Source organism: Streptomyces sp. NPDC089915, assembly GCF_040684675.1.
Taxonomy (GTDB): domain Bacteria; phylum Actinomycetota; class Actinomycetes; order Streptomycetales; family Streptomycetaceae; genus Streptomyces.
Genome location: NZ_JBFBGN010000027.1, coordinates 32688 through 57017 on the forward strand (window position 1 = coordinate 32688; position 24330 = coordinate 57017).

General features: G+C 73.2%; 29 protein-coding genes. 8 read left to right on the forward strand and 21 right to left on the reverse strand.

Annotated elements, in window-relative coordinates:
• Positions 1-52: 52 nt before the first annotated feature.
• Both AB0O29_RS11565 and AB0O29_RS11570 read right to left on the reverse strand, forming a co-directional pair.
• Positions 53-670, reverse strand: a complete 618-nt coding sequence (locus tag AB0O29_RS11565; protein WP_365149744.1) for a hypothetical protein — start codon at positions 668-670, stop codon at positions 53-55.
• 22 nt (positions 671-692) lie between these two features.
• Positions 693-1079, reverse strand: a complete 387-nt coding sequence (locus tag AB0O29_RS11570; RefSeq protein WP_365149747.1) for a helix-turn-helix transcriptional regulator — start codon at positions 1077-1079, stop codon at positions 693-695.
• 215 nt (positions 1080-1294) lie between these two features.
• On the opposite strand from AB0O29_RS11570, the gene AB0O29_RS11575 reads away from it, so the two are divergent.
• The gene (locus AB0O29_RS11575) at positions 1295-1633 is read left to right on the forward strand and encodes a DoxX family protein (protein ID WP_365149750.1); all 339 of its coding nucleotides are present in this window, start codon (positions 1295-1297) and stop codon (positions 1631-1633) included.
• A 70-nt stretch (positions 1634-1703) separates the two neighbouring features.
• On the opposite strand, the gene AB0O29_RS11580 is transcribed toward AB0O29_RS11575, so the two are convergent.
• Positions 1704-2594 (reverse strand): sigma-70 family RNA polymerase sigma factor, encoded by an 891-nt coding sequence (locus AB0O29_RS11580; RefSeq protein WP_365149753.1) that lies wholly within the window; start codon positions 2592-2594, stop codon positions 1704-1706.
• Between the two features lie 115 nt (positions 2595-2709).
• Between AB0O29_RS11580 and AB0O29_RS11585 the strand changes: the two genes are divergently transcribed.
• Positions 2710-3501, forward strand: a complete 792-nt coding sequence (locus AB0O29_RS11585) for an NAD(P)H-binding protein (RefSeq protein WP_365149756.1) — start codon at positions 2710-2712, stop codon at positions 3499-3501.
• Positions 3502-3506: 5 nt separating this feature from the next.
• Here AB0O29_RS11585 and AB0O29_RS11590 read toward each other — a convergent pair whose 3' ends face one another.
• From AB0O29_RS11590 to AB0O29_RS11600, 3 genes are all read right to left on the reverse strand, one after another.
• Positions 3507-4286 carry a putative protein N(5)-glutamine methyltransferase gene (locus AB0O29_RS11590; protein ID WP_365149759.1) on the reverse strand — a complete coding sequence of 260 codons (780 nt, stop codon included), beginning with the start codon at positions 4284-4286 and terminating at the stop codon, positions 3507-3509.
• Between the two features lie 34 nt (positions 4287-4320).
• On the reverse strand, positions 4321-5565 hold the full coding sequence (locus tag AB0O29_RS11595) for a GNAT family N-acetyltransferase (protein ID WP_365149762.1): 1245 nt from the start codon (positions 5563-5565) through the stop codon (positions 4321-4323).
• A 115-nt stretch (positions 5566-5680) separates the two neighbouring features.
• A complete protein-coding gene (locus AB0O29_RS11600; protein ID WP_365149765.1) occupies positions 5681-6331 on the reverse strand; it encodes an AmfC protein in 651 nt (216 codons plus the stop codon).
• Positions 6332-6463: 132 nt separating this feature from the next.
• On the opposite strand from AB0O29_RS11600, the gene dtd reads away from it, so the two are divergent.
• On the forward strand, positions 6464-6889 hold the full coding sequence (gene dtd, locus AB0O29_RS11605) for a D-aminoacyl-tRNA deacylase (RefSeq protein WP_042801357.1): 426 nt from the start codon (positions 6464-6466) through the stop codon (positions 6887-6889).
• Positions 6890-6898: 9 nt separating this feature from the next.
• Here the strand turns inward: dtd and AB0O29_RS11610 are convergent, their stop codons facing one another.
• The 13 genes from AB0O29_RS11610 to AB0O29_RS11670 form a co-directional block, all read right to left on the reverse strand.
• Positions 6899-7867, reverse strand: coding sequence for a folate-binding protein (locus tag AB0O29_RS11610; RefSeq protein WP_365149768.1), 969 nt, complete (start codon positions 7865-7867; stop codon positions 6899-6901).
• Between the two features lie 51 nt (positions 7868-7918).
• Positions 7919-8395: a Fur family transcriptional regulator gene (locus AB0O29_RS11615; RefSeq protein ID WP_365149771.1), complete on the reverse strand. Its 477-nt coding sequence runs from the start codon at positions 8393-8395 to the stop codon at positions 7919-7921.
• A 69-nt stretch (positions 8396-8464) separates the two neighbouring features.
• A complete protein-coding gene (locus AB0O29_RS11620; RefSeq protein WP_358895779.1) occupies positions 8465-9037 on the reverse strand; it encodes an FABP family protein in 573 nt (190 codons plus the stop codon).
• Between the two features lie 266 nt (positions 9038-9303).
• On the reverse strand, positions 9304-10140 hold the full coding sequence (locus AB0O29_RS11625) for a hypothetical protein (protein ID WP_365149774.1): 837 nt from the start codon (positions 10138-10140) through the stop codon (positions 9304-9306).
• A complete protein-coding gene (locus AB0O29_RS11630; protein WP_365149777.1) occupies positions 10137-10988 on the reverse strand; it encodes a hypothetical protein in 852 nt (283 codons plus the stop codon). The genes AB0O29_RS11625 and AB0O29_RS11630 overlap by 4 nt, the downstream gene beginning before the upstream one ends.
• Positions 10985-11728: a hypothetical protein gene (locus AB0O29_RS11635; protein ID WP_365149780.1), complete on the reverse strand. Its 744-nt coding sequence runs from the start codon at positions 11726-11728 to the stop codon at positions 10985-10987. Before AB0O29_RS11635 ends, AB0O29_RS11630 begins: the two co-directional genes overlap by 4 nt.
• 124 nt (positions 11729-11852) lie before the next feature.
• The gene (locus AB0O29_RS11640) at positions 11853-12119 is read right to left on the reverse strand and encodes a DUF3099 domain-containing protein (protein WP_365149783.1); all 267 of its coding nucleotides are present in this window, start codon (positions 12117-12119) and stop codon (positions 11853-11855) included.
• A gap of 128 nt (positions 12120-12247) precedes the next feature.
• The gene (locus AB0O29_RS11645; RefSeq protein WP_344162552.1) at positions 12248-12538 is read right to left on the reverse strand and encodes a DUF1416 domain-containing protein; all 291 of its coding nucleotides are present in this window, start codon (positions 12536-12538) and stop codon (positions 12248-12250) included.
• Between the two features lie 69 nt (positions 12539-12607).
• Positions 12608-13453 (reverse strand): sulfurtransferase, encoded by an 846-nt coding sequence (locus tag AB0O29_RS11650; protein ID WP_365149786.1) that lies wholly within the window; start codon positions 13451-13453, stop codon positions 12608-12610.
• A 196-nt stretch (positions 13454-13649) separates the two neighbouring features.
• Entirely contained in the window at positions 13650-13733 is an 84-nt protein-coding gene (locus AB0O29_RS11655; protein ID WP_350206375.1) for a putative leader peptide, read from the reverse strand.
• 161 nt (positions 13734-13894) lie between these two features.
• On the reverse strand, positions 13895-14611 hold the full coding sequence (locus AB0O29_RS11660) for a DUF2993 domain-containing protein (RefSeq protein WP_365149789.1): 717 nt from the start codon (positions 14609-14611) through the stop codon (positions 13895-13897).
• Between the two features lie 143 nt (positions 14612-14754).
• Complete coding sequence (locus AB0O29_RS11665; protein WP_365149828.1) at positions 14755-16395, reverse strand: hypothetical protein; 1641 nt, start codon at positions 16393-16395, stop codon at positions 14755-14757.
• 366 nt (positions 16396-16761) lie between these two features.
• Positions 16762-17016 carry a MoaD/ThiS family protein gene (locus AB0O29_RS11670; RefSeq protein WP_344162543.1) on the reverse strand — a complete coding sequence of 85 codons (255 nt, stop codon included), beginning with the start codon at positions 17014-17016 and terminating at the stop codon, positions 16762-16764.
• A gap of 470 nt (positions 17017-17486) precedes the next feature.
• On the opposite strand from AB0O29_RS11670, the gene AB0O29_RS11675 reads away from it, so the two are divergent.
• The 5 genes from AB0O29_RS11675 (at position 17487) to AB0O29_RS11695 (ending at position 23312) form a co-directional block, all read left to right on the forward strand.
• Positions 17487-18266 (forward strand): response regulator transcription factor, encoded by a 780-nt coding sequence (locus AB0O29_RS11675; protein WP_365149792.1) that lies wholly within the window; start codon positions 17487-17489, stop codon positions 18264-18266.
• A gap of 75 nt (positions 18267-18341) precedes the next feature.
• Positions 18342-19364 (forward strand): LacI family DNA-binding transcriptional regulator, encoded by a 1023-nt coding sequence (locus tag AB0O29_RS11680; protein WP_042812372.1) that lies wholly within the window; start codon positions 18342-18344, stop codon positions 19362-19364.
• A gap of 407 nt (positions 19365-19771) precedes the next feature.
• Complete coding sequence (locus AB0O29_RS11685) at positions 19772-21043, forward strand: trypsin-like peptidase domain-containing protein (RefSeq protein WP_365149796.1); 1272 nt, start codon at positions 19772-19774, stop codon at positions 21041-21043.
• Between the two features lie 98 nt (positions 21044-21141).
• A complete protein-coding gene (locus AB0O29_RS11690; protein WP_365149798.1) occupies positions 21142-21876 on the forward strand; it encodes a response regulator transcription factor in 735 nt (244 codons plus the stop codon).
• Positions 21873-23312, forward strand: coding sequence for a HAMP domain-containing sensor histidine kinase (locus tag AB0O29_RS11695; protein ID WP_365149801.1), 1440 nt, complete (start codon positions 21873-21875; stop codon positions 23310-23312). Before AB0O29_RS11690 ends, AB0O29_RS11695 begins: the two co-directional genes overlap by 4 nt.
• 1 nt (position 23313) lies before the next feature.
• On the opposite strand, the gene AB0O29_RS11700 is transcribed toward AB0O29_RS11695, so the two are convergent.
• A complete protein-coding gene (locus AB0O29_RS11700; RefSeq protein ID WP_365149804.1) occupies positions 23314-23853 on the reverse strand; it encodes a PIN domain-containing protein in 540 nt (179 codons plus the stop codon).
• Positions 23854-23876: 23 nt separating this feature from the next.
• Positions 23877-24323, reverse strand: a complete 447-nt coding sequence (locus AB0O29_RS11705; protein ID WP_365149807.1) for a helix-turn-helix domain-containing protein — start codon at positions 24321-24323, stop codon at positions 23877-23879.
• Positions 24324-24330: the final 7 nt, after the last annotated feature.

Here is a 24330-nt window from a genome sequence, read left to right on the forward strand (position 1 = left end):
AAACGGGAACGAACCGGACACCCCGTGGGTGCCCGGTCCGTCCACGGGCCGGTCAGCCCTCGTCGGCGGCCCCGGCGGCCGGCTCGGCGGCGGCCTTCTTGGCGGCGCCGCGGCGCGCGGCGGGCTTCTTCGCGGCGGCCTTGTCGTCGGCGGAGGCCTCGGCGGGCGCGTCGGCGGAGGCCTCGGCCGGGGCGTCCTGGGCGGGCTCGGCGGCCCGCGCCGGCTCCGGCTTCGGCTCCGGCTCCACGGCCTCGGCGATGTCCACGAACTCGTCGGCGACCTCGCCGCGCCAGGCCCGCACGGCCTGCTCGCCGTGTTCGGCGACCTTGTCGTAGGTCTCCTTGGCCCGTACGGCGTACTCGGCGGCCACGCCGACCCCGCGCAGGGCCAGGTCCTGGGCGGTCTCGCCGAGCTTCTTCGGGTCGATCGCCCCGAAGACCTCGACGACCCGGGCCGTGACGGCCTCCTGGGCCACCTTGGCCTTCTCCTGGACGACCTTGGGGTCGGTGTCGAGCACGGCCTCGATACGGGCCGGGGCCTCGGCGCGCAGCTGCTCGATCAGGCCGGGCACCTTCCGGGCCTGCTGGAGGGCGAGGTCGGCGGTGCCGGCGGCGAAGTAGAGGGGGGTGGGGTCGGTGAGGGTCTTCTTCAGGTCATCGGCGATGGCCATGTGCGGGTCCTCCCGGATCCGGTCAGTTCTGAGGGGGCACCGCGGCGTCGGCGGCGGGGTCGTCCGACCCGTTCTCCTTGCGGAACGCGTCGTAGATCTGGAGCAGCACCTGCTTCTGCCGCTCGTTGATCGACGGGTCGGAGAGGATGACGGCCCGCGTCTCCACCTCGTCCCGGTCCCGCTCGTCGAGGATCCCGGCCTGCACGTACAGCGTCTCGGCGGAGATCCGCAGCGCCTTGGCCAGCTGCTGGAGGATGTCCGCGCTCGGCTTGCGCAGCCCGCGCTCGATCTGGCTCAGGTACGGGTTCGACACCCCCGCCGCGTCGGCCAGCTGCCGCAGCGAGAGCTGGGCCTGCCGCCGCTGCTCGCGGAGGTATTCGCCGAGGTTCCCGACGTTGAGCGATGCCATGCTCCGATCCTGCCCCACCCTGCTAACTATTGCAAGCGCTTGCTTGCAGGAGTATCTGTCCGGGCCTCCGGAGAAAGTTTTCCCCCGGGCTGTCACATCCGTGCGCGGCGGCGGGTCAGAGGGGTGTCGGACGCGAGGGAGCGGACGACGAGGAAAGCCCCCAGACAAGAGCCCCGGACAAGAGCCCGGGACACACCGCCCCGAAGGAGCCCCCGATGTCCACCACCGCCACCGTCGTCACCCTGGTCGCCGCCCTCATGGCCGGGTTCTCCGGCGTCTCGATCTTCCGCGGCGCGAAGTTCGTCACCGAGCCGCTCGTCGAGTACGGCGTCCCGAAGGGCATGTGGACCTTCCTCGGCACCGCCAAGGTCGCCGGAGCCCTCGGCCTCCTCGCCGGCTTCTTCGTCCCCGCCGTCGGGACCGCCGCCGCGATCGGCCTGGTCCTCTACTTCACCGGCGCCGTCATCACGGTCCTGCGCGCCCGCTCGTACGCGCACGTCGCCTTCCCGCTGATCTACGCGGCCCCCGCCGCCGCCGTCCTCGCCCTGGTCTGAGACCGGGGCCGGGGCCGGCGGCGGCCGGAGTCCCGGCGACCGCGAGCCCTCAGTCCTCAGTCCTCAGTCCTCAGTCCTCCAGGGACGCCAGGTCCAGCGCCCCCAGGCGCTCCGGGTCGGACAGCACGTCGATCGCGACGATCCGCCCCTCCACCACCGTGAAGGCCATGACCGACACCGCCCGGTCCTTGCGGACCACCACGACCCCCGCGGCGCCGTTGATCAGCGCCGGGCGGACGAACGGGACCAGCGAGCTGTAGGTGACCGCCTGGCCCGCCACCGTCCGGGCGCCCGTGAGCACCACGGTGAGCGCACCACCCGCCCCGCCGTCCGAACGCAGCACCACGTCCGGGTCGAGCACCGACAGCAGCGCCTCGAACCGACCGTCCCGCGCGGCCGCGAAGAACGCGTCCACCGCCTCCCGCTGGCGCGCGAGGTCCTTGTCGGGGGCCGGGGCCTGACCCTGCACCTTGCGGCGGGCCCGACTCGCCAGCTGCCGGGTCGCCGCCGAGGTCTTCTCGACCAGCGGGGCGATCTCCTCGAACGGCACCGCGAACATGTCGTGCAGGACGAACGCCAGCCGCTCCGCCGGCGACAGCGACTCCATCACCACCATCAGCGCCAGCCCCACCGAGTCGGCCAGCATCACCTCCTGCTCCGGATCGATCCGGCGCTCGGAGCGGATCAGCGGGTCCGGGATCCGCGTCTCCAGCCGCTCCATCGAATCCTCACGCCGCTGCTCGCGCGAGCGCAGCATGTTGAGGCAGATCCGCGAGATGACGGTCGTCAGCCATCCGCCGAGGTTCTCCACCTCGCTCACGTCCGTGCGCTCCAGCCGCAGCCACGTCTCCTGAACGGCGTCGTCCGCCTCGCTCAGCGAGCCGAGCATCCGGTAGGACACCGCCTTCAAATGGCCACGGTGCTCCTCGAAACGCTCCGTCAGACCGCCCAGATCGTCCACCTGTCACATTCCTTCCTCACTGCGGGTCAGGTCAGTAGACAGCACACCCCGGAGAAATCGAACGGGTTCAAGCCCGGGACGTCAACTTCCGTCCCACCGATCGGAGATGACCCTGATGACGGACACGACCGGATCCCCCCGCCCCCTCCTCGTCACCGGCGGCACCGGAACCCTCGGCAGCATCGTCGTACCGCTCCTGCGCGAGGCCGGCGTCCCCGTACGGATCCTCAGCCGGACCCCCCGCCCCACCGCCGACGGCGTCACCTGCGTACGCGGCGACCTGCTGCGGGACGAGGGGCTCGACGCCGCCCTCGACGGCGTCGAGACCGTCCTGCACCTCGCCGGCGGGCCCAAGGGCGACGACGTCGCCGCCCGCCACCTCGTGCGCGCCGCGAAGGCCGCGGGCGTGCGCCACCTCGTGCTGATCTCCGTCATCGGCGCGGACACGGTCCCCCTCGCCTGGTTCAGGACCAAGCTCGACGCCGAACGGGCCGTCTCCGGCTCCGGCCTGCCCTGGACCACGCTGCGCGCCGCCCAGTTCCACGAACTGGCCCTGACCGTCGCCGAGAAGCTGGCCCGACTGCCCGTGGTCCCGGTCCCCGGCGGGGTCCGCTGGCAGCCCGTCGACTCCCGCGAGGTCGCCGCCCGCCTCGTCGAGCTGGCCCTCGGCAAGCCCGCCGGCCTGGTCCCCGACCTCGCCGGGCCCGACGTCCACACCCTCGGCGACCTGAGCCGCGACTACCTGCGGGCGCGCGGCAAGCGCCGCCCGATGATGCCCGTCCGGATGCCCGGAAAGGCCGGCCGCGCCTACCGCGCCGGGGAGAACCTCTCCCTCGACGGCGCCATGCTGGGCGAGCGGACCTGGAAGGCCTTCCTCACCGAACGCCTCGCCTCCCGGACGGCCTGACCACGCTACGCCGCCGGCGCGCGGCCGGTCACCACGGTCGCGTGCAGCTCCTCCGAGGTGGCCGCCCGTACCGCGAGACCCCCCGCCGTCAGCGCGGACGCCATCAGCGGCGCCTGCCGGGCGCTGGTCTCGATCAGCAGGTGGCCGCCCGGGGCCAGCCAGCGCAGCGCCTGCTCCGCGATCCGGCGGTGGACGTCCAGGCCGTCCTCGCCGCCGTCGAGGGAGACCAGCGGCTCGTGCACCCGGGCCTCGGACGGCATCAGGGCGATCTCCCCGGTCGGCACGTACGGGGCGTTGACCACGAGGACGTCCACCCGCCCGCGCAGCCCCTCCGGGAGCGCCTCGTACAGGTCGCCCTCCCAGACCGCTCCCCCGTACGGGGCCACGTTGCGCCGGGCGTACGCCAGCGCCGCCGGGTCGATGTCGGCGGCGTGCAGCTCGACCCCGCCCGGCACCTGCGAGGCCACCGCCGCGCCGAGCGCGCCGACCCCGCAGCACAGGTCCAGCACCACCGCCCCGGGCCGGGCCAGCGCCACCGCCTCCCCGGCCAGGAACTCACTGCGCCGGCGCGGTACGAAGGCCCCCGCGCCCACCTCCACGCGCAGCCCGCAGAACTCGGCCCAGCCGACGACGTGTTCCAGCGGCTCCCCGGCCGCCCGGCGGGCCACCAGGGCCGCGAGCCGCGCGGCGTCGGAGGCGGCCGCGGTCAGCAGCCCGGCCTCCTCCTCCGCGAAGACGCAGCCCGCCGCGCGCAACTGCTCAACGATCGATGTCACGTACCCCATCCTCGGCTTGCTGACGACAACGGCGACGGCCGGGTCAGAAGATGTCCGGGCACCACGGCCGCCGGGCGGTGCGGAACACCGCGTCGGCGAGCGCGACCGCCCCGGGCCGCTCCTCCGTGATCCGGCCCAGCGCCGCCAGCCGCGCCGCCGACTCCTCGCCCAGGTAGAGCGAACCGAGGACGGACACGTCCAGGGCCAGGTCGGCCGGGTCCTGCGTACGGACGCAGGTGCCGGCCGACGCGTCGAGCCGGTAGCGGCCGTCCGCGAGCCCCGCCGCGTCCGCCACCTCCAGGACCAGGACCCCGGGCACCGCGTACGTACGGGCGGCCAGGGCCCGTTCGACGTCGAGCAGGCGCACCCACATGAGGTCCGCCGAGGTCACCAGCCGGGCCGCGCGCGGGTCGGGCAGCAGCAGCGGGAGGACGTCGTCGGGCGCCCGGTAGCCGGTGCGGACCTTCATCACCCAGTCGATGGAGCACAGGAACCGCCACAGGGCCCGCTCGGCCTCGGGGGTCACCGCGATCAGGTCCTTGACCGTGAGGGTGTTCTGCGGGCGCTTCTCGTCCGTCCAGTGCTCGTCGGCCGCGTACACCGCGAGACCGGCCGGCTCACCCGCCGCGTCCCGGTACACGGCGTAGAACTTGCCCTTGTAGGGGCGCGCCTGGGACTGCTCCAGCCCGGTGGCGATGTTCCACCAGCGGGTGTCGCGGCTGACCGCGCCGTGCGTGGACGCCCGCAGCCGCCCGTGCAGCCCGGGGCCGATCTCCCGGGCCTCGGAGACGTCGACCAGGTCGATGCGGCCGCCGTCGCCGGGTCCGGAGAGGCGCGGGTCGAGGCCGCTGCGCGGGACGTCGACCTCCCATTCGACGGCGGTGGTGGCGGGCCCGTAGCCGTACCGGCCGTAGATCGGGTACTCGGCGGCGATCAGCGCGGAGACGACGTCGCCGCGCTCCTTGGCCGCCGTCAGATCGGCCGCCATCATCCGGGTCAGCAGGCCCTGGCGGCGGTGGGTGGCGGTCACGCTGACGTTGGTGACGGCGCTGGAGGGGACGACCGCCCCGCCGGGGACGGTCAGTTCCTGGGCGAAGGAGCGGAAGGTCGCCACGCAGCGGCCGGTGACGGGGTCGAAGGCGCCCTGGGTGCGGTCGAGGTCCCAGTACTTGGCCCGCATGACCACGTCGGCCTCGGGCACCGGCTTCGGCTGGAGGAAACCCGTGTTCAGGGCCTGCAGCCAGTCGGCGAGTTCGGATTCGGCGATCGGCCGGATGTCAGCACTCATCCGGTCACGCTAACGGCCCTGCCGGACGGAGTCGCCCGAATTTCCGTCCGGCCGCCGGGCCCCGGACCAGCCCGCCCGTCCGGTCGCCCGCCGCGCCTCCCGCCGGGACCCGCCGCTAGGCCAGCAGGTCGTCCACCTGCGCCTCGCCCTCGCGGTAGCGCCGGGTGATCTCCGCGCTGGAGTCGTCCGCCGTCCGCTGGAGCTGCTGGCGGCGCCGCGAGACCTGCTGCTCGTAGCGGACCAGCCGGGCCATCGCCTCGTGCAGTTCGGCGTCCGTGCGGGCGTCCAGGTCCGACAGCTCGACGTCGGCCAGCATCTCGGCCGCCAGCAGCCGGAACTCCTCGCTCTGCGGGGTGCCGAGGGTGACGTGCCGGGCGGAGGCGCTGCGGCGGGACGGGGCGTCGGCGAGGATCTCCGAGAGCCGGTCCACCACCGGCGCCTCGGGGTCCGTCCGGCGGGCGAGCTCGGCGCGCAGGATGTCGATGCGGCCCTGCAGGAGTCTGCGGACGTAGCTGAGGTCGGCCTCGTCGCGCTGGGCGTCACGGCGCAGGGCGCGCAGCTCGGGCAGGCCGAGCGCGGTGGCGGGCGTGGCCGCGGGGGCGGCGGGCGTGACGGTCGTGGCCGCGGGCATGACGGTCGTGGCCGCGGGCGTGGCCGGCCCGTCGGGGTCGCCGGTGCGCTGCGCGGGCGGCCGTACCGGGGGCGCGGACGCGGTCGCGTCGCCTGCTGACGCGGGTGCAGGTGCGGAGGTACCAGAGGTGTTCATCGTTTCCTGTCCGTCCCCTCGACCGGTGCTGGGGGCACCGCCTGCAGGCATGGTGCCACTCTCCGTGGTGCGGACGCAGTCCCACGCCACCCGATCGGCCCCGGACGGGTGCACGCCTGGTACACAGGTGGTATGCGAGCAGTGGTGCAGAGGGTGGACGGCGCGAGCGTCGTCGTGGCCGGCGAGACGGTCGGCGAGATCGTCGGCGAGGGACTGTGCGTGCTGGTGGGGGTGACCCACGACGACACCCCGGAGAAGGCGGCGGTGCTGGCCCGCAAACTGTGGTCGGTGCGGATCCTGGAGGCGGAGAAGTCCTGCAGCGACGTGGACGCGCCGCTGCTGGTGATCTCGCAGTTCACGCTCTACGGGGACGCCCGCAAGGGCCGCCGCCCCACCTGGAACGCGGCCGCGCCCGGACCGGTGGCCGAGCCGCTGGTGGACGAGGTGGTGGCGCAGCTGCGGGCGCTGGGCGCGACGGTGGCGACGGGCCGGTTCGGCGCGGACATGCGGGTCTCGCTGACCAACCACGGCCCGTTCACCATCGTCATCGACGTCTAGCCGCCGCTCTCACGGCGCTACGACGACCTCCTGTGCGGCCGGGGTGGTCCCGGCCAGCAGCGGGGCGTCCACCGGAACGTTCCGCTTGACCAGCGCGAGCGCGATCGGCCCGAGCTCGTGGTGGCGCACGGCGGTGGTGATGAAGCCGAGCTGGCGGCCGTCCTCCCCGTCGGCGGCGAGCCGTACGGGCGTGCCGTGCCCCGGGAGCAGCACCTCGGAGCCGTCCAGGTGGAGGAAGACCAGGCGGCGCGGGGGCTTCCCCAGGTTGTGGACGCGGGCGACGGTCTCCTGGCCGCGGTAGCAGCCCTTCTGGAGGTGCACGGCGGTGCCGATGAGGCCGATCTCGTGCGGGATGGTGCGGTGGTCGGTCTCCAGGCCCAGGCGCGGCCGGTGCGCCTCGACGCGCAGGGCCTCGTAGGCGAGGAGTCCGGCGGCGGGCCCGTGGTCGGCGGCGAAGGCCTCCAGGGCCCCGCGTGGCAGGAACACGTCACGGCCGTACGGGGTCTCGCGGACCACGTGCTCCTTGTCGGTCTCGGCGATGGAGCCGGCCGGCAGGTGGACGACGGCGAAGTCGGCGGTGCTGTCGGCGACTTCCACGCGGTAGAAGAACTTCATCGACTCCAGGTAGGCGATCAGCTCCCCCTGGGTGCCGGGTTCCACGTGCGCCCAGGTGGTCTCGCCGTCGTCGACGAGGTGGAGCTGGTGCTCGATGTGCCCGTTGGCGGAGAGGATCAGCGCCTCGGTGGCCTGCCCGGGCGGGAGTTCCGTGACGTGCTGGGTGATCAGCAGGTGCAGCCAGGCGAGCCGGTCCTGGCCGGTGACGGTGACGACCCCGCGGTGGGACAGGTCGACGAAGCCTCGGCCGTCGGCGAGGGCGCGCTGTTCGCCGTAGAGCTCTCCGTAGTGGGCGGCGACGCCCTCGTCACGGCCTTCGGCCGCTACGGCGCCGGGAAGATGGAGCAAGGGGCTGCTGGTCATGCCACCAAGCCTACGACCCCGCCCGCGGGGCCCCAGGGCGCACCGGGGGCGCTACGCGTCGCCCGTGCCGCCGGGGGCGTCGGCCGGGGCGTCGGGCCGGTCCTCGCGGCGGCGGGCGGCGCACTGCTGGCACAGGCCGAAGATGGCGAAGTGCTTCATGTCGGTCTCGAAGCCGAAGGTGGTGCGGAGCTTCGCCGTGAAGTCGGCGGCGATGTCGAGGTCGGCCTCGATGACCTCGGTGCAGTCGCGGCAGACCAGGTGGATGTGGTGGTGCCGGTCGGCGAGGTGGTAGGTGGGGGCCCCGTGCCCGAGGTGGGCGTGCGAGACGAGTCCGAGCTCCTCCAGGAGCTCCAGCGTGCGGTAGACGGTGGAGATGTTGACGCCCGAGGCCGTCTTGCGCACTTCGGCCAGGATCTCGTCGGGGGTCGCGTGCTCCAGGGCGTCGACCGCCTCCAGCACGAGCTGGCGCTGCGGTGTCAGCCGGTATCCGCGCTGCCGCAGGTCGCTCTTCCAGTCGGTGGTCACCACCCGGCCAGTGTAAGCACGCGAAGGGGACCGCGGCCCTGCCGCGGTCCCCTTCGTACGCGTGTGTGCGGCTCAGCGGAAGAAGGCGATGCCGTCTTCCGGGAGCTCGGGGAGGTTGCGCGCCATGTCGGCGATCTCCTCCGGGGTGACGACCTTCTTCAGCTGGGCCGACATGTACGGGCGCAGCTCGACGTCGGGGGTCGCCTTCTCGCCGACCCACATCAGGTCGCTCTTGACGTAGCCGTAGAGGCGCTTGCCGCCGCTGTACGGACCGGAGGCGGCGGTGCGGGCCACCGCGTCGGTGACGAGGTCGATCTGCGGCTTCTGGTCGGCGAGCTCGCCGTACCAGACCTCGACCACGCCCTGGTCGCGGACCATGACGACCTCGACCTTGCGGTCCTTGTCGATGCGCCAGTAGCCCGACTCGGACTCCAGGGGGCGCACCTTGTTGCCCTCGGCGTCGAGCACCCAGGAGCGGGAGGTGTACTCCAGGAAGTCCCGGCCGTCGTGGCTGAAGACGACTTCCTGGCCGAAGTTGCACTTCTCCTCGCCGGGGAAGTCGAACACGCCGGCGCCTTCCCAGGTGCCGAGGAGGAAGGCGAGGGGGACGAGGCCCGGGTTCAGGTCGGACGGGATCTGGATCATGGTTGGCTGCTCAGGCGATCTGTGGGAGGGGTTCCGGGGCGGTCGGCCGGTCGGCGGTTAGCGCTGACCCTGGTACAGCTTCTTGACGGCCAGGCCGGTGAAGGCGAGGACGCCGACGCAGACCAGGACCAGCAGGGAGGTGAAGACTGCCTCAAGCACGGGGTGCTCCTCGGAGGATTCGGTGCGGTGGACGGGGCCGGTCCCCAAGCCTACTGGCCCGGGGACCGGCGCACGCTGTGAGGTGGGCCGAACCGGCCCCTGCCGGGTCAGCTCAGCAGTTGCCGCTGGAGGATCACCGCCTGGTGGAGCGGGACGGCCGCGGCCTTGCCCTTGCGGTTCTGCAGGATCAGGGCCTGGACGTCGCCCGACTGGACGCAGCCGACGCGGGTCTGCTCGTCGCCGAAGGGGACGGATTCCTGGAGGGCCGTCATGCCGGCGACGTCGGGTGCCGGCTGGGACGCGCGCGCCTTGCCCCAGTCCCCGTCGGGCTCCATTCCCTTGACCCCGTTGAGGTCCGTGCCGCAGCCCGCGAAGGTGTCCGCGAACCCCGAGGCGTGGAAGCGCAGCAGGTAGACCCGGGTGCGGGTGCCGTCCGGGGTGGTCCAGCCGCGGGCGGCGATCTGGCGCAGCCCGTTGTCGGCGAACCCCTGCTTCATCTTCTCGCGCGCGGAGGGGTCGTACTCCTCCAGGAAGGTGTCGACGGTGACCGCCGAGTCCTTCTCCAGCTTCAGCCCGGGGTCCGGGGCGGAGCCGACGGGGGCGGGCAGGAGGAGCTGGGTGAGGCCGGCGTAGTGGATGCCTTCCGGGTCGTCCACGGCGAAGGCCACCGGCGCGCCGGGCGGCAGGGCGGGCTTGGCCAGTGCCGGATACGTCCAGCGGCCGTCGCTCTTCGTGGACAGGCCCGGGACGTCGGTCCGCTTCGCCTGGATGATCCCGTACGCGGTCCCCGAGCCGGCGGCGGCGAAGACGAGGACGGCGGCGGTCCAGCGCAGGAGGGCACGCACGGCGCGGCGTTCCTTCGGCGGGGCGGGCACGGGCGCCTCGGGGGCCACCGGTGCCGGGGCCGACGGGGCCGGGTCGACGGTGGTGTTCTGCTCGGTCACACGGACTCCCCGGGGGACTTCAGGAGGGACAGCTGGTTCCTGAGAAGGCTGGTGGCCTCGGTCTTCGAGAGGCCGGCCGTCTGGGGACCGTAAGCGCGGAAGTTGACCATCACGTCGCCCTGGACGGCCACGCAGTAGAAGGAGTCGATCATGTTCTCCTTCTTCTTCTCGTCGCCCACGCTCATGCGGGTGCACTTGGCGTCCGGGTAGCCGTCCACCGTGGGCGCGTCCCGGTCGTCGCCCATGACGGCGAGCAGCTTCTTGGAGACGTCCGCGAACGCCCCCACCGCCTTCGGGTCGGCCTGCAGGAGACGGATCTCGACGATCATGCCGGTGGAGGCGTAGCTCCGGCCCGCCAGGCCCTTGAGCTTGAGGTCGGCCAGCATGTCGTCGCGCTTCTTGCGCTCCGAGCCGGACAGGCCCTTGCGGGCCTCCTTGAAGCTCTCGACCGCCTGCTCCCCGGACACGTAGAAGTCCTTCCCCTCGCCGGGGATGTCGGGACCCGGCTGGAAACCGGACGGGGCCGGCAGGAGCCTGGAGGTGAGGTCGTTGCCCGGCACCGGCGCGGGGTGCTCGGCCTCGGGCAGCTTCCCGCCCGCCTCGACCCAGTAGGCGGTCGGCGCGGTCCGGTCGGCGCCGGCGAGGGCGGAGGCCGCCCACACCCCGCCGCCCACGAGGAGGACCGCGGCCACGGTGACAGCGGAGAGGAGGACCTTCTTGCGGCGGGCCGGTGCCGGCGAGGATCCGGCCTGGGCGGGTGCCTCGGGAACCGCGTCCGGCACGGCCTGCGGCTCGGTCTGCGGCTCGGTCTGCGGATCCGACTGCGGATCCGTCCGGGGCTCGGTCACAGTCGCTCCAGCTGTCGCTTGGCCAGTTCGAGGACGTCGCCCTCGGCGATCTGCCCGCCGCGCTCGTCGGTGTAGAAGAGGTCCAGGACGACGTCGCCCCGGCGGACGAGGGCGCGCGCCTCCCGTACCGGGGCGTACCCGGGTTCCTGGGAGGTGTCCGAGTAGACCCAGACGTGGCCGAGCCCCGCGGAGACGCCGGGAACGGCGACACCGCCGTTGCCCGCGAAGTCCTTGTTGGGCATGTAGTTCGACTGCTCCCGGTGGTAGCCGTCGGCGCCGGAGTAGTCGTGGTACTGCACGAGCCGGACCTCGACGCGGACGTCGCCCTGCGTCCACGTCCGAACGGCGACGCGTCGCAGCCCGTCCCTGACGAAGTCGCGCAGGGCGCCGTTCGGCTTCTCGAAGGTCGTCGCGAGGGAGTCGAGCGTGTCGTACCCGTCGAATTCGACCTTCGCCCCGGCCGGCGCGTCGACCAGCAGCTTCGTGAGGTCGTCGTCCGTCTTGTGCCAGCGGTTGGCGTTGATCGACTTGACCGTCGTGGCGTCGTTCGGCGCCTGTGCCTTCGGCGTGTCCAGCTTCTGCTGGGCCAGGGGCGGCAGCGGCGTGGGCTCGCGGTCGTACTGGACCGCGTAGCCGGTGACCGTGCCTGCGACGGCGCCGAGGACGAGCGCGGCGGCGATCAGGGCGGTGGTGCGGCCACGGCGGCGCGGGGCGCGCGGCGGCGGCTGTTCGTGTTCCAAAGGGGTCCCCCCACAGACCTGGAGGCGCGGGAGCGTTCGCCCGCGCACATCCAAGACACCATGGGGCTCAGGGACGTTGTACGCATCCTTATTACGCTTTTATCTCGAACACGTTCAATCGCGTTCAGTCCTCGGGCGGGCGCCGCTTTCCGTCCAGTTCGTCCCACCACTCGTCGGATTTCGCGTCCCCCGACGGGTCGTCCCACCAGCGGTCGTCCGGCCCGCGCCGGTTCGCGACCATCGCCGCGACCGGCGGGATGACCATGGCGACCACGCACAGCGCGACCGCCGCCGGGACCGAGAAGAGGCGCACGAAGGACCAGGCGGAGACGAACAGGAACAGGCATCCGCCCATGAGCAGGAAGTAGGCGCGCCGACGCCGGGCGTACATACCTCCAGCGTAGGGCCGTGCCGTCCGCACACAAGGGCCCGGACGGCACGAAGGGCCGCACCCCGATCCAGTGGCGTCCAACCCCCTGGGGTGCGGCCCTCCGGCCGGTACTGCGGTGCGGTCGTGCGTCAGACCGCGATGGCGACGTCCGTCACGCCGCCGGCCTCGACGACCACGACGGCGCGGTCGGCCTGGCCGCCGGGCACGAGCGCCCGGAGCGTCCACGAGCCCTCGGCCGCGTAGAAGCGGAACTGGCCGGTCGCGGAGGTCGGGACCTCGGCGGTGAACTCGCCGGTCGAGTCCAGCAGCCGCACGTAGCCGCTGACGGGCTCGCCGTCCTTGGTCACCTGGCCCTGGATCGCCGTCTCACCGGGCTTGAGGGTCGCGAGGTCGGGCCCGCCGATCTGTGCTCCACACATGTTCTCTGTCCTGTCCTAGAGAGGTTCTGCCGCTACGAGGGGCGGGCGTCGCGTGCCCGGCCGCCGGGGTTACTTGTTGGGGCCGAGCTCGATCGGCACGCCGACGAGCGAGCCGTACTCGGTCCAGGAGCCGTCGTAGTTCTTGACGTTCTCCTGGCCCAGGAGCTCGTGCAGCACGAACCACGTGAGCGCGGAGCGCTCACCGATGCGGCAGTAGGCGATGGTGTCCTTCGCCAGGTCGACCTGCTCGGCCTCGTAGAGGGCGGTCAGCTCCTCGTCGGACTTGAAGGTGCCGTCGTCGTTGGCGTTCTTCGACCACGGGATGTTGCGGGCGCTCGGCACGTGGCCGGGGCGCTGCGACTGCTCCTGCGGGAGGTGCGCCGGGGCGAGCAGCTTGCCGGAGAACTCGTCGGGCGAGCGGACGTCGACCAGGTTCAGCGAGCCGATCGCGGAGACGACGTCGTCGCGGAAGGCGCGGATGGAGGTGTCCTGGGCCTTGGCCTTGTACTCGGTGGCCGGGCGGTTCGGGACGTCCTTGCCGTCGACCAGGTCGCGGGAGTCGAGCTCCCACTTCTTGCGGCCGCCGTCGAGGAGGCGGACGTCCTGGTGGCCGTAGAGCTTGAAGTACCAGTAGGCGTAGGACGCGAACCAGTTGTTGTTGCCGCCGTAGAGGACGACGGTGTCGTCGTTGGAGATGCCCTTGGCGGACAGGAGCTTCTCGAAGCCCTCCTGGTCCACGAAGTCGCGGCGGACCGGGTCCTGGAGGTCCTGCTTCCAGTCGATCCGGACGGCGTTCGTGATGTGGTTCTTGTCGTAGGCGGACGTGTCCTCGTCCACCTCGACGATCACGACGTCGGCGTCGTTCAGGTGGGCCTCGACCCAGTCGGCGTCTACGAGGACGTCGCTGCGGCTCATGGTGATCTCCTCCGGGGCAGTGTGCGGCGGGGCTGCGCTGGTGCTGCGATGGGGCTGGCGTTGCTGTGCGGGGCCGCTGTCGGCTGACGCTCTTCGGCCCTGCGCGGGGAGGCGTCAGGGGCAGGAGGCGGATGCGGTGCGGTCACGCGGGATGAAGGGCCGTCGGTCCGGCCGGCGGAGCGGGAGGGCTCACGCCTCACATGGAGCGACAGAGCATGGCGGCGACGCGACACAGGTCTACTGCCCGCCGCTTCGTGAGGTCCGCCTGCTGATGCTTCATGGCAAGGATCGTAGGGACGAACCGGCCGCCCTGTCACCGGCGTGTCATATGGCGAGACGGGATCGTCCGAATGCCGGGACGAGAAAGCCCCGGGAGGCCTTCTCAGGGCCTTCCGGGGCTGCTCGTGCGGCCCGTCCGCCTGCGGATCGGACCGCGCCGTCTCACGATCCGGCCAGGCTCACGTCCGTACCGGTCAGCGTGAGGTGGACGCCCGCCTCGTCCGAGGTCAGCGCGGTGAGCTTGAGACCGGCCGGGAGGCCGTCGTCGATGCGGCGGTCGAAGTCCGTCCGCTTGCGGATCAGGCTCTCGATCCCCGGTATGCCCTCGCCCGGGACGGAGTCCGCGTGCACCCGGACCGTCTTGCCGCCCGCGCCCCCCTTGCCGTCGACCAGCTCGACGGTGGAGATCACGCTGCGGGTGATCGAGCGGCCCAGGACGTCCACCGCCGCGGTGACCTTCAGCTTGCCGGGCTGGCCGCCGTACGTCAGCGTCGCGCCCGTCTGGGAGGCCTTGGTGAGGTCCTCGTACGAGATCAGCGCGGTGCCCTCGGCGCGCTTGGCGGAGCCGCCGGTGTAGTCCCCGTTCAGCTTCACCTCGTGGAAGGCGGCGTCGAGCTGGGAGAGCCGCGTCTTGCGGCCGTCGGCGGTGACCTCGACGCCCTTCAGCTTGAGGTCGACCTGCTCCAGCTCGTGGCTGAGGGCCTGGGTGAGGAAGGGGAAGCCGTGGATGTCGACCTCGGCGCTGCCGGCCAGGCCCTGGCGGGACTGGATCTTCTCGGCCAGCCGGTTCTCGGCGTAGCCGACCGCCCACCGGTCGGCCCCCACGAACAGGCCCCCCAGCACCACCACGACGATCACCACGAAACGCAGGAAACGCACGCGCCCTCCCCCAACAACTCATCGGTACGTGCGTTCTAGTGGACCATGATCGCGGTCGGAGCGCCGTGAGCGGGCTCATGGGCGGGCCTGTGAGCAGCGTCTCCCCCGACGCCGCGCGGCCCGCCCCGCTCCGCCCCGCTCCCTCAGCCGACCACCCGGCCGATCAGGTAGACGGCGGGGGCCGCCACCGCGAGCGGCAGCGCGACACCGGCCGTCATGTGGACGAACTTCGACGGGTAGTCGTACGCCGCCACGCGCAGCCCGACCAGCGCGCACACCCCGGCCACCAGGCCGACCAGCGCACCGCCCGCGTTCAGCCCGACCAGCCCGCCGACCGCGATGCCCGCGCCGGCCGCGGCGGCCAGCGAGACGCCCACGGAGGGCGCGGTCGGCAGCGGCAGGGCCCGCGCGAACACGGCGACGGCCACGGCGGCCGCCCCGGTGGTCACGGCGGCCCAGTCGGCCGCGAGGAACCCGGTGCAGGCGATGGCCAGCGCCGCGGAGGTCACCGAGGCCATCAGCCCGTACATCCGCTCGTCGGGGTCGGCGTGGCTGCGCAGCTGGAGGACCAGCGTGAGCAGCACCCACACCCCGAGGGTGCCGATGATCGCGCCGGGGCCGTACGTACCGTCCACGGCGAGGACCGCGCCGTCGGCGACGAGGGCTCCGGCGAAGGCGAGGGCGATGCCCTGGCGGGCCGGCCACATGCCGTTGAGCCGGAACCAGCCGGCCGCGGTGAGCCCCTGGAGGGCGATCAGCGGCGCGAGGAGCGCGTACGTGCCCAGCGCCGCGGCGGCGGCCAGGACCAGCCCGAGGGCGGCGGTCAGTATGGCCGACTGCGGCCCGGGATCGATGATCGGCGACCGCCCCTCGGCCCGCGCCTGAGCGGGATCGACGGCGCGCAGGGTGTTCCCCCCGAGCGTCGGCGGCGACCACTCCGCCCCGGCCCCGCCGGCACCCGCCTCGCCAGACGGCTGCGGGTCCCGCACGGGCGGGAGGTACGCGGTCTGGGCGGCGGCCGGCTCAGCGGGGGCCTGGGCGCCCGGCACGGGCGGCAGGTAGGCCGTCTGAGCGGCGGCCACGTCGGACTGCGGGTCCCGCACCGGCGGGAGGTACGCCGTCTGGGCGGCGGCCGGCTCGACGGGGGCCTGGCCGCCCGGCACGGGCGGCAGGTAGGCCGTCTGAGCGGCGGCCGGGTCCACCGGCGGCTGCGGGTCCCGCACGGGCGGGAGGTACGCCGTCTGCGCGGCGGCCGGGTCGGGCTGCGGGTCCCGTACCGGCGGGAGGTAGGCCGTCTCGGCGGCCGCCATGTCCATCGCCGGCACCGGCGGCAGGTACGCCGTCTCGGCGGCGGCCACGTCGGGCTGCGGATCCCGTACCGGCGGGAGGTAGGCCGTCTCGGCGGCGGAGGCCGCCGGGGCCGGGGTCTGGGGCTGCGGGTCGCGGAACCAGGAGTCCGGGACCGCCGGCTGCGCCTGGCCCGGGTAGGGCGACGGGTACGCGGGCGCGTCGGCCGACTCCCGTACGGGCGGCAGGTACGCCGTCTCGGCCGCCGGCGAGGCGTCCCGCCACGGCAGGCCCCCGCCCGTCCGCTGCGGCGGCTCGGGCTGCCGCACCGGCGGCAGGTACGCCGTCTCGGCGGCGGAGGCCGGCTGCGCCGGGGCCTGCGGCTCGGGGTCACGGAACCAGGAGTCCGGCACGGCCGGCTGCGGCTGCGGCTGAGCGTGCGGCTGGGCCTGCGGGTACGCGGTCCCGCCGCCGGACGAGGCGTCCGGCCACTGCACACCGCCACCCGGAGCCTGCGCCTGCGGCTGCGGCTGCGCGTCGCGGAACCACGCGTCCGGCACCGCCGGGGCCTGCGGCTGCCCCTGCCAGGCGGCGCCGCCGCCGGCGGAGGCGTCCGGCCACGGCGCACCGCCGCCGGTGCCGGTGCCGCCCGCCTGCGGCTGCCACTCGGACTGCCCCTGCGGGGCCGCCTGCCCCGGCACCGAGCCGAGCGGCGGCTGCACCGGCTGGTACCCGGTCTCCCAGGTGTCGGCCTGCCAGGTCTGCGTGCTGTACGGGTCCTGCTGCGCGGCGGCGGCCTGCTGCTGCCGGCGCTGCTGCTCCTCAGGACTCCCGGGGCTGCTCGGAGTGCTCATCGCTTCCGTTCACCCGCCCGCGAACGGCGGGAGCACCTCTACGGTGCCCCCCTCGGTCAGCAGGACGGCATCGTGCGGGCGCTTGCCCACGGGTTCGTCGTTCACGAGGAAGGAGCATCGCTGCAGGACCCGGGTCAGCTCCCCCGGGTGGCGTTCCCGCACTGCGTCGAGCGCCTCGGCCAGTGTGCGTGCCGAGTACGGCTCCTCCGCCGTCTTGGCCGCGGCCTTGGCCGCCGCCCAGTAGCGGATGGTTCCGGTTGCCACTGCAGCTCCTATCGTGTCGGGCTCCGTCGGATCTCTACCGTCGGCCTCCATGATGACGCCTCCGGCTCGTCACCCCGGCGTGCCTCCGCGCGCCGTTCGTGCGCCCGGGCGGCCCGCAGGGGGTCCACCGATCCGGTGAAACCAGGGCATACGCAGGAGGAAGGCGTGGCGCGAACCACAGAATGCGGTGCATGGCGGCCCTCGGCCCCGAAAGGGCGGGTGGGCTATTCTGACGGCGTAGAGGATCCGGGCAACGTAGCCCCCGGGTCCTTTTGTGCTTTCAGCACGTTGAACGGACCGAGAACAGTGGTATCCATCCGGACCCCAGGGCGCGGGGGCCGGACGGCATGCCAGGCAAGTCGTACGAAGCCTTACCACGCACGTCCTCGACGGGACCGAGGAGGAACCGACGTGATGGACCAGCGAAGCAAACGGGGCCACGAGCACCCGACCCGGGCAGGTGGTCGGGTATGAGTTCTCTCCTGTTGCTGACCAATGCCCTACAGCCCTCCGCGGAGGTGCTGCCCGCACTCGGACTGCTGCTGCACAACGTCCGGGTGGCGCCGGCCGAGGGACCGGCCCTGGTGGACACCCCCGGGGCGGACGTGATCCTCGTCGACGGACGCCGCGACCTGCCGCAGGTGCGGTCGCTCTGCCAGCTGCTGCGGTCCACCGGACCCGGCTGCCCCCTGATCCTCGTCGTCACGGAGGGCGGCCTCGCCGCCGTCACCGCCGACTGGGGCATCGACGACGTACTCCTCGACACCGCCGGACCGGCCGAGGTCGAGGCCCGGCTGCGGCTGGCCACCGGCCGCCAGCAGCTCGGCACCGACGACTCCCCCATGGAGATCCGCAACGGCGACCTGTCGGTCGACGAGGCGACGTACTCCGCCAAGCTCAAGGGCCGGGTCCTGGACCTGACCTTCAAGGAGTTCGAGCTCCTGAAGTACCTCGCCCAGCACCCCGGGCGGGTCTTCACCCGCGCCCAGCTCCTCCAGGAAGTCTGGGGCTACGACTACTTCGGCGGCACCCGGACGGTGGACGTCCACGTACGGCGGCTGCGCGCCAAGCTGGGCCCCGAGCACGAGTCGCTGATCGGTACCGTCCGCAACGTCGGCTACCGCTTCGTCACCCCCGAGAAGGTCGAACGGGCGGCGGCGGAGGCGGCCGCCAAGGCCGAGCGCAAGCAGGCTCCGGCCGAGGCCCCGGCCAAGGCACCCGACGAGACCCCCGCGGCCGTCCCCCATTAGGAGGAGGCCCCTGTGACCATCCACTCTCCAGGACTCCCTGCCCAGAGGTAGGTCACCCCGCGTAGACTTCCGCGCGTGGCCAAGGTGACGCGGGATGACGTTGCACGACTTGCGGGTACGTCTACCGCCGTCGTGAGCTACGTCATCAACAACGGACCCCGGCCGGTCGCCCCGGCCACGCGCGAGCGTGTCCTCGCCGCGATCAAGGACCTGGGCTACCGCCCGGACCGGGTCGCCCAGGCGATGGCGTCGCGGCGTACCGACCTCATAGGCATGATCGTCCCGGACGCCCGGCAGCCGTTCTTCGCGGAGATGGCGCACGCGGTCGAGCAGGCCGCCGCCGAGCGCGGAAAGATGGTCCTGGTCGGGAACTCCGACTACCGGGACGAGCGCGAGGTGCACTACCTGCGCGCGTTCCTGGGGATGCGGGTGTCCGGGCTGATCCTGGTCAGCCAGGGCATGAGCGAGCGCGCCGCGTCGGAGATCGAGGCCTGGGACGCGCGCATCGTGCTGCTGCACGAGCGTCCCGAGGCGATCGACGACGTGGCCGTGGTCACGGACGACATCGGCGGCGCCCAGCTGGCCACCCGGCACCTCCTGGAGCACGGGCACGAGTACGTGGCCTGCATCGGCGGCATCGAGAACACCCCGTCGGTCGGCGACCCGGTCGCCGACCACGTCGAGGGCTGGCGGCGGGCCATGCTGGAGGCCGGGCGGTCGGTCGAGGGCCGGGTCATCGAGGCCCCGTACAACCGCTACGACGCCTACCGCGTCGCCCTGGAGGTCCTGGCCCGCCCGGACCGGCCGACGGCGATCTTCTGCGCGACGGACGACCAGGCCATCGGTGTGCTGCGGGCCGCGCGCGAGCTGCGGATCGACGTGCCCGGGGAGCTGGCGGTGGCCGGCTTCGACGACGTGAAGGAGGCCGCGCTGACGGACCCGCCGCTGACGACGGTCTCCTCCGACCGCCCGGCGATGGCCCGCGCGGCGGTGGACCTCGTCCTGGACGACGCCCTGCGGGTGGCGGGGTCGCGGCGGGAACGCCTGAAGCAGTTCCCGTCGGCCCTGGTCATCCGCCGCAGCTGCGGCTGCCGCTAGCCCCTTTCAACGCGCCGCTCGCACGGCTCGGCCCTGGCGGGCTTCCCCGGCTTCGCACCGCTGCGCCGGACTCCGTCCGCCGGGGGCGGGGCCGGCGGCCGTCGCCGCTGCGCGGGGCGAGGTCCCCTACCCGCCCTTCGCCCGTTCCCCGGGCGCTGCCCGGACCCGTTGCGCTCAAACGCCGCGCGGGCTGGATTTCGCGCAGCGAAATTACAGCCCCGCCGGCGATTGAGGCGCGGGGTCCGGGGCGGAGCCCCGGGAAACGGCGAAAGGGCGGGGCGGGGAGACGGCTCCGCGCAGCGGGACCGGCGGCCGCGACCCGGCCTTATATCGGGCATACACGGTTCTGTCGGGCTTCTCAGCCGGGACTCAGGAAGCTTTCATGATCCCCGGACAGAGTCACAGACATGACCGACAGCTTCCGCCGCGAAGGCGAGTACCCGCAGGAGAACCGCCCGGCCCCGCACTCGCCCTTCGGCGAGGACTGGCAGCGCGGTCGCGACCGGCTGGCCCACGACACGATGGGCGGCGGCGCCGCCTACCCGCCGCCGCCCGCCTACCCCCCGGCCCAGCCCCAGGCCCCGGGCTGGAACGAAGCCCACCAGCCCCCGGCGACGGTCATCCAGGGCGAGACCGTCCCCGGCGGCAACGGCGCCGACGCCGGTAACAACGGCCACGGCGGCAACGGCGGCAACGGCTGGAACCAGTGGGCCGCGGCCCCCGCCGCCCCGGCCCCCGCCCCCCGCGCGAAGCGCCCCGTCGCCCTGCTCGCCGCCGTGGCCCTCGCGGCCGCCGTCGTCGGCGGCGGGACGGCCGCCGCCGTCCAGCAGTTCCTCGGGCAGAACGGCACCGGCTCCGGCGCCTTCACCGGCACCAACGTCTCGCAGTCCAGCAACGGCACCGTCTCCGGCGTGGCCGAGCAGGTCAGCCCCTCCGTCGTCCGCATCGACACCCGCACCGGCTCCGGCCAGGGCACCGGCTCCGGCATCGTCCTCACCGCCGACGGCGAGATCGTCACCAACAACCACGTCGTCAGCGGCGCCACCGAGATCCAGGTGACGATGAGCGACGGCAAGAAGTACACCGCGAAGACCGTCGGCACCGACCCCGACAAGGACCTCGCCCTGATCAAGCTCCAGGGCGCCGCCGGCCTCAAGCCCGCCAAGCTCGGCAACTCCGACGGCCTCAAGGTCGGCGACCAGGTCGTCGCCATCGGCTCCCCCGACCGCCTCACCGGCACCGTCACCAGCGGCATCGTCTCCGCGCTCGACCGCGAGGTGAACGTGCCCAAGTCCGAGGACCAGCAGCAGCGCGGCCGGCAGGGCGGCGGGGGCGGCGGCTGGCCGTTCTCGTACGACGGGCAGCAGTTCAACGGCAACACCGGCTCGAACACCACCTCCTACAAGGCGATCCAGACCGACGCCTCCCTCAACCCCGGCAACTCCGGCGGCGCCCTCGTCAACATGAACGGCGAGATCGTCGGAATGCCCTCCGCGATCTTCTCCCCCTCCAGCGACGGCTCCAGCGCCGGCAGCGTCGGCCTCGGCTTCGCCATCCCCGTCAACACCGTCAAGGCCGACCTCGACTCCCTCCGCAAGGGCGGCAGCGGCTCCGGCGGCGGCTCGGACCAGGGCAGCGGGCGCGGCGGCAGCGGCAACGGGTTCGGCATCTCGCTCTGAGAGCGACGACCCGCCGCGACGGCCCGCCGCCTTCTGACACCCTGGGACGGGACCACCCCGTCCCGCGCACCGACGACGACCACCCCTGGGGGACCAGCATGAATCCGGCCGAAGGCGACCCGCAGCGGATCCTCGTCGTCGACGACGAGCCGGCGGTGCGCGAGGCCCTGCGCCGCAGCCTCGCCTTCGAGGGGTACGACGTACGGACCGCCGTCGACGGCATCGACGCCCTCGACCAGGCCGCCTCGTACGCCCCCGAGCTGATCGTCCTCGACATCCAGATGCCCCGCATGGACGGCCTGACGGCGGCCCGCCGGCTGCGCGCGGGCGGCGCCGTCACCCCGATCCTGATGCTGACCGCCCGCGACACCGTCGGCGACCGCGTCACCGGCCTCGACGCCGGCGCCGACGACTACCTCGTCAAGCCCTTCGAGCTCGACGAGCTCTTCGCCCGCGTCCGCGCCCTGCTGCGCCGCAGCTCCTACGCCGCCCCCGCCGCCGGCCCGGCGCAGCCCGAGGACGTGCTGACCTTCGGCGACCTGCGCATGGACCTCGCCACCCGCGAGGTCACCCGCGGCGGGCGGCAGGTGGAGCTGACCCGTACCGAGTTCACGCTGCTGGAGATGTTCCTCGCGCACCCGCGCCAGGTCCTGACCCGCGAGCAGATCCTCAAGACGGTCTGGGGCTTCGACTTCGAGCCCAGCTCCAACTCCCTCGACGTGTACGTGATGTACCTGCGCCGCAAGACCGAAGGGGGCGGCGAGCCGCGCCTGGTCCACACCGTGCGCGGGGTCGGGTACGTGCTGCGCGCCGGTGAGGGCGGGCCCGAATGACGAGTCCGGCCGCCAGGTTCCGCGCCCTGCCGCTGCGCTCCCGGCTGGCGCTGCTGGTGACCGTCGCGGTGGCGGTAGCGGTCGCGGCGGTGGCCGGGGTCTCCTGGGTGATGGTGCGGGCGCAGCTGACCGACCAGCTGAACCAGTCCCTGCTGTCCACCCAGCCCGACGAGCAGGTGGTGCGGACCCTGCGCGAGGGCTGCGTGACCCGCCCGGCCGCCAGTCCGCCGAACATCGCCGAGGAGCTCGGCCCGACCGTGCAGATCGTCACCGCGGACGGTGCCCGCTGCCTGGTGAGCGGACGCAGCGACCTGCCGGTCTCCGCCGCCGACAAGGCCGTCGCGGCGGGCCTGAGCACCAAGAGCCTGCACGACGCGACGACCGCCGACGGCACCAAGATGCGCGTCTACACGATCAACAAGCGGCTCACCACCGGCGCGTCCTTCGGGGTCTCCATCGCCAAGCCGCTCGCCGACGTCGAACAGCCCCTCTCCACCCTGGCCTGGGTACTGCTGCTGGTCTCGGGCGTCGGCGTGGTCGGGGCGGGCGCGGCCGGGCTGTGGGTGGCGCGGACCGGGCTGCGGCCCGTCGACGAGCTCACCGGGGTGGTCGAGCACATCGCCCGGACCGAGGACCTCACCGTCCGGATCCCCGACGAGGGCGACGACGAGATCGCCCGCCTGTCGCGGTCGTTCAACTCCATGACCGCGGCCCTGGCCTCCTCCCAGGAGCGCCAGGCCCAGCTGATCGCGGACGCCGGGCACGAGCTGCGGACCCCGCTGACCTCGCTGCGCACCAACATCGAACTCCTCGCGCGCAGCGAGGAGACGGGCCGGGCCATCCCGCCCGAGGACCGCCGCGAGCTGCTCGCCTCGGTGAAGGCGCAGATGACGGAGCTGGCCTCGCTGATCGGGGACCTCCAGGAGCTGTCCCGCCCGGACGCGGCCCCGCACGCCCCGCTCGGGGTGGTGGCCCTGCACGAGATCGCCGGCACGGCCCTGTCCCGGGCCCGGCTGCGCGGCCCCGAGCTGCGGTTCGACGCGGAGCTGGAGCCCTGGTACGTACGGGGCGAGGCGGCCGCGCTGGAGCGGGCGGTGGTCAACCTGCTGGACAACGCCGTGAAGTTCAGCCCGCCGGGCGGCGCGGTCGAGGTGTCGCTGCGGGCGGGCGAGCTGACCGTACGGGACCACGGGCCGGGCATCCCGCCCGAGGACCTCCCGTACGTCTTCGAACGTTTCTGGCGCTCCGAGTCGGCGCGCGCCCTGCCCGGCAGCGGCCTGGGCCTGTCCATCGTGGCCCGCACGGCCGCCCGCTCGGGCGGCACGGCCGAACTCCGGGCGGCGACGGACGGCAAGGACGGCACGGAGGCCCTCCTCCGCATCCCGGGCGCCCCGACCCCACCCCCTTCGGCGGAGCCGGCGAGCCGGCAGGCGTGAGCTAGGAGGTCATCCGCCGCCTGACCTCCGACGCGAACTGCACCGCACCGCCTGCCGCGAGCCGGTCCAGGAGTCCGTGCACGTCGCGCGGCTCGCGCCGGTACCGGGCGGCCTGTTCGGCCAGCACGACCGCCACCCGCCGGGGGGCCAGGTCGAGCAGGTCCAGCAGGAGGGTGTCGGCGCTGAACACCTCGATGTCGTAGGGCCGGACGGAATCGTCCGCGAAGTCACGGAGGTTGTCCGTCACGACCGCGTGCGCCTGCCCCCGCACGGCCGCGGCGAGCACGTGGCGGTCCTTCGGATCGTTGCCCATCACCGGGATCAACTGCTCGTAGCCGACGACGCAGCTGTCGGGAAAGGCAGACGCCATGACGTCCACCAGGCGCTTGGCGTAGGCCTCGTCCTTGCGGTCCGCGATGTTGCGCCGGAGCTCCTCCAGGATGTCCGCGGACCAAAGCGGTTCGTACAGCTCCGCTTCCGCCAGCCGCAGGAGCGTGTCCCGCAGGTAGTTCGGGTAGAGAACACAGGTATCAAGCAACACACGCTGCAAGGCGCCCCCAGGGGTCAGTCGTCGTAAAGGCCGGCTTCCTCTGTCAGATCGACGAGTTCGTCCAGGCCCGAACGCCGCTTGGCGCGACGTTGCTCCCGGAACTCGATGAGATCCGCCAGTAGGACCCGGCGGTGACGGCCGGGGCGGGAGTACGACAGCTCGCCCCGGTCGAGGATCTTGACCAGGGTGGGCCTGCTGACGCCCAGGAGATCCGCGGCCTCCTGGGTCGTCAGGGTGGTGTGCACCGGGGCGACCGTGACGGCCTTTCCTTCGGACAGGGCCCGCACGACGACGAGCAGCGCCTCGTACACCTCGGCGGGCAACGCCTTGGCCGTCCCGTCGGGCCCCCACAGGACGGCGGGCTCGGCGGCCTCGGGAGCCTCATCCAGGAACGCACGCAGCTCCGCGATCTCCGCCCGGTGCTCCGGAAGGAGAGTCCGGTCCTCGGTGATACCAGCCATGTCCAGC

Coding starts and splice junctions, on each gene's coding strand:
- AB0O29_RS11565 (WP_365149744.1), bottom strand. CDS start 670: ATGGCCATCGCCGATGACCTGAAGAAGACCCTCACCGACCCCACCCCC.
- AB0O29_RS11570 (WP_365149747.1), bottom strand. CDS start 1,079: ATGGCATCGCTCAACGTCGGGAACCTCGGCGAATACCTCCGCGAGCAG.
- AB0O29_RS11575 (WP_365149750.1), top strand. CDS start 1,295: ATGTCCACCACCGCCACCGTCGTCACCCTGGTCGCCGCCCTCATGGCC.
- AB0O29_RS11585 (WP_365149756.1), top strand. CDS start 2,710: ATGACGGACACGACCGGATCCCCCCGCCCCCTCCTCGTCACCGGCGGC.
- AB0O29_RS11590 (WP_365149759.1), bottom strand. CDS start 4,286: ATGGGGTACGTGACATCGATCGTTGAGCAGTTGCGCGCGGCGGGCTGC.
- AB0O29_RS11595 (WP_365149762.1), bottom strand. CDS start 5,565: ATGAGTGCTGACATCCGGCCGATCGCCGAATCCGAACTCGCCGACTGG.
- AB0O29_RS11600 (WP_365149765.1), bottom strand. CDS start 6,331: ATGAACACCTCTGGTACCTCCGCACCTGCACCCGCGTCAGCAGGCGAC.
- dtd (WP_042801357.1), top strand. CDS start 6,464: ATGCGAGCAGTGGTGCAGAGGGTGGACGGCGCGAGCGTCGTCGTGGCC.
- AB0O29_RS11610 (WP_365149768.1), bottom strand. CDS start 7,867: ATGACCAGCAGCCCCTTGCTCCATCTTCCCGGCGCCGTAGCGGCCGAA.
- AB0O29_RS11620 (WP_358895779.1), bottom strand. CDS start 9,037: ATGATCCAGATCCCGTCCGACCTGAACCCGGGCCTCGTCCCCCTCGCC.
- AB0O29_RS11640 (WP_365149783.1), bottom strand. CDS start 12,119: ATGTACGCCCGGCGTCGGCGCGCCTACTTCCTGCTCATGGGCGGATGC.
- AB0O29_RS11645 (WP_344162552.1), bottom strand. CDS start 12,538: ATGTGTGGAGCACAGATCGGCGGGCCCGACCTCGCGACCCTCAAGCCC.
- AB0O29_RS11650 (WP_365149786.1), bottom strand. CDS start 13,453: ATGAGCCGCAGCGACGTCCTCGTAGACGCCGACTGGGTCGAGGCCCAC.
- AB0O29_RS11655 (WP_350206375.1), bottom strand. CDS start 13,733: ATGAAGCATCAGCAGGCGGACCTCACGAAGCGGCGGGCAGTAGACCTG.
- AB0O29_RS11675 (WP_365149792.1), top strand. CDS start 17,487: ATGAGTTCTCTCCTGTTGCTGACCAATGCCCTACAGCCCTCCGCGGAG.
- AB0O29_RS11685 (WP_365149796.1), top strand. CDS start 19,772: ATGACCGACAGCTTCCGCCGCGAAGGCGAGTACCCGCAGGAGAACCGC.
- AB0O29_RS11690 (WP_365149798.1), top strand. CDS start 21,142: ATGAATCCGGCCGAAGGCGACCCGCAGCGGATCCTCGTCGTCGACGAC.
- AB0O29_RS11695 (WP_365149801.1), top strand. CDS start 21,873: ATGACGAGTCCGGCCGCCAGGTTCCGCGCCCTGCCGCTGCGCTCCCGG.
- AB0O29_RS11705 (WP_365149807.1), bottom strand. CDS start 24,323: ATGGCTGGTATCACCGAGGACCGGACTCTCCTTCCGGAGCACCGGGCG.